Origin of the sequence: Photobacterium sp. OFAV2-7, from assembly GCF_022347985.1 — a bacterium.
Taxonomy (GTDB): Bacteria; Pseudomonadota; Gammaproteobacteria; order Enterobacterales; family Vibrionaceae; genus Photobacterium.
In genome coordinates this window covers 1-2856 of the sequence record NZ_JAKRFQ010000694.1, presented here as the reverse complement: position 1 = coordinate 2856, position 2856 = coordinate 1, and the positions used below count along the sequence as shown (strand labels likewise).

3 protein-coding genes are annotated in these 2856 nt (G+C 45.8%); 1 reads left to right on the top strand and 2 read right to left on the bottom strand.

Annotated elements, in window-relative coordinates:
- Nucleotides 1–111 precede the first annotated feature (111 nt).
- Nucleotides 112–999 carry a DMT family transporter gene (locus tag MHN01_RS23185; RefSeq protein WP_239413715.1) on the bottom strand — a complete coding sequence of 296 codons (888 nt, stop codon included), beginning with the start codon at nucleotides 997–999 and terminating at the stop codon, nucleotides 112–114.
- A gap of 366 nt (nucleotides 1000–1365) precedes the next feature.
- Here MHN01_RS23185 and MHN01_RS23180 point away from each other — a divergent pair, with 366 nt between their 5' ends.
- Nucleotides 1366–1821 (top strand): hotdog fold domain-containing protein, encoded by a 456-nt coding sequence (locus MHN01_RS23180; RefSeq protein WP_239413714.1) that lies wholly within the window; start codon nucleotides 1366–1368, stop codon nucleotides 1819–1821.
- Nucleotides 1822–1920: 99 nt separating this feature from the next.
- On the opposite strand, the gene MHN01_RS23175 is transcribed toward MHN01_RS23180, so the two are convergent.
- On the bottom strand, nucleotides 1921–2466 hold the full coding sequence (locus tag MHN01_RS23175; RefSeq protein ID WP_160657628.1) for a 3'-5' exonuclease: 546 nt from the start codon (nucleotides 2464–2466) through the stop codon (nucleotides 1921–1923).
- Nucleotides 2467–2856: the final 390 nt, after the last annotated feature.

The following is a 2856-nucleotide window of genomic DNA, read 5'->3' as shown; positions in this document are numbered from 1 at the left end:
CCAGCCGTTCTTTTTGCTATTTCTAACACCGGGAAAGTGAAAAAATCATTAAAAAGCGGCAACAACCAAAGGTCATTGCCGCTCTATTGTAAATCACAAATTGTCTATGATTTACGCCGTAGCCAATTGCGGTGTTATCGCCTTAGGTTTCCGCTGTGCCAGTACTACACCAGCCAATACCATGCCGCCGCCGATATAATGATAGGCTGCAAGCTGCTCACTCAGCATCACGCTCGCAATTCCGGCAGTGATCACTGGCATCAAGTTCATAAACATCGCCGTACGGTCCGCCCCCAAACGCTGGATCCCTTGCATCCAGCACCAAGGGGCAATCACTGATGCCGGAATTGCCGCGTACATAATCAACGGCAGTGACTCGGCCGTGATTGCAACCCGCTCGCTGCCCATCAATAAGGGAACAAGCATCAATACCGCCAATACGCCTTGAACATAAACAGACTGCCAGGTACTCAGCGGCATCTGCCAGCGTTTCAACAGCACGCAATATAATGCGTAGACAAATGCAGCCAACAACAACAGGGCATCACCGACAGTGACCCCTTGCGCAGCCAGGTTACTGATGTCGCCATGGCTCAGCATCAAGACCAACCCACCCAGCGACAATACAGCACCGACAATGGCTAACGGCAGCAGGCGCTGTCCCAGCAAGGGCACACTGAGAAACATGCTAATAAGCGGCACTAACGAGATGATTAATGCCATATTGGTAGCCGTCGTCGTTTCCGCCGCAAAGTAGCCCAATGACTGGTTCAGCACCATGCCCAGTAACGCCAGAAAAGCTAACTTAGGAATATATGGTCGTATAGTTGACCAGTTGCGCCACACCGACCCCAGGACAAACGGTGTCAGTACCAACATGGCTACAAACCAGCGGTAAAATGATATAGCACCCGGATCAATCACGCTGAACGATAGCTTGTTAACGATGGCATTCCCTGCCCAAATTGAAACGGTAAGTAATGGAAATAAGTAGAACATGGTCTGCCTTTAGCCTTTAGATTGCTTTTTCTAGTCGTCACTGCATGAATCATTATTCATGTACGACATAGTGTGGCAGGTCATCTTTGATATAAATATCTTTAAAAAGACATCATAGCTCTATTGTCAGACATTTAGGGGAATTCTCCGTTCCACTAGCCCTCTACTCTTCCTGAACAAATCTCAGAAGTAGACATAAAGCATTGAATAAAAACAATTATATAGGCATCAACCTGTATGATATGAGAGTCATTCCTGATGAGAAAGAGTGAGCTTTCTAAGAGGAAAAGAAAGTAAATGGTTGATTTTTAGCCTACGCGCCTATAGTGTGGTCTGACCAGACTGTATTTGAAAAAGGAATTTTCAATGCGTAAAAACCTGAAGACATACCAGCGTTTGTCCGGCCTCCCATTCGGACGTCAGCTTTTTACTTTCATCGTCTGCCGTGTGGCTCCTTACTTTTCCTCAATCAAACCGCAAATTCGAGAACTAAAACCCGGCTATGCGGAAGTTACGATAAAAAAACGGCGAAAAGTAACGAACCACATCAACACTGTCCATGCTATTGCCATGTGTAATATGGCTGAGCTTGCCGGTGGAATGATGACTGATGTCAGTGTACCGACCAAGAGTCGCTGGTTACCGGTCGGCATGACGGTGGAGTATCTAAAGAAAGCCACTACAGATCTTACAGCAGTTGCAACAGGAGACGGGATCGAATGGGAAACGGGAGGCGATAAAATAGTGCCGGTCGAAGTCACTGATACTGAGGGGAACCTTGTGTTCCGGGCCGAGATCACCATGAATGTTCGCTTAGCCTAAATCTATCTGTTAACTAAACACCACAAAAAAGCCGCATAACGCGGCTTTTCTACTCTCTGGCTACAAGGACTGACAAAGTCAGGCTATTGACAACAGAATCTAGTCACTTGGTGAGATGAACAATGTCTTGGCTAAACGAGCAAGGTTATACGCATCCACATAGCCTGAGTGCTGACGACCTTCCCATTCAACACCCGCCATGTCCATCGCCGCACGCTGACCACAGCGTTTATTGTTGACATGACGCTGAAGGCGAAACAACGTTGCTAAGTTTAGGTACTCATTAAAAGGAACCTTGAGTCCTTTCTCTTTGCACTCGGCACGCAGAATCAAGTCATCCCGCCCCCAGGCGGCATAAATCTTATGGCGCCCACCAAACTTCTGCTCGATAGACTTCAAAATCGTTGCCAATGGCTTACCGTTTTTGGCTATCACTTCAGGCTTGATACCTGTCAGCTCAGTACAAAACGGAGAAATCTCATCATGCTCCGGCTTCACATAATGCTGTGCGCGACGAACAATCTCACCGGTTACCAGATCCAGCTCGGCAACACCGATCTCGATAATCTCTCCAGTTCTCGACTCCCGACCATCATTCCAACAACACATTTCAAGGTCAAAGCAGACAATACGATTAAAATTCATTACTTTTCCGGCACAACGCTAAAACTGGGCAGGAAGGATACCATTTGGGACCCAACAGCAACACCCTCACCTCATCAGCAAGCCTGAGTCACCACACATCACACCCAAAAAGTGAAATAGTTCAGCTATACACTTCTAAGTGGGACAAATATCACACCAAGCTCCTTCAACCTTAAAAGAAATATGTCAAATGTCATATTTGCATGAAAAGACATACATCTTGGTACAATAATTTTGCGAACGATTACATGCTGAGAAATTGAAAAGATCACGGCAATATTTCATTTTTATGTCATTTATATTAAGGCTGTATACAACTCCATAAAATGCAAATACTTAGCATATTGTTAACACTGTGCAACTGATATCACTATCAGTAAAATCAAACCG

Coding starts and splice junctions, on each gene's coding strand:
- MHN01_RS23180 (WP_239413714.1), top strand. CDS start 1,366: ATGCGTAAAAACCTGAAGACATACCAGCGTTTGTCCGGCCTCCCATTC.
- MHN01_RS23175 (WP_160657628.1), bottom strand. CDS start 2,466: ATGAATTTTAATCGTATTGTCTGCTTTGACCTTGAAATGTGTTGTTGG.
- MHN01_RS23185 (WP_239413715.1), bottom strand. CDS start 999: ATGTTCTACTTATTTCCATTACTTACCGTTTCAATTTGGGCAGGGAAT.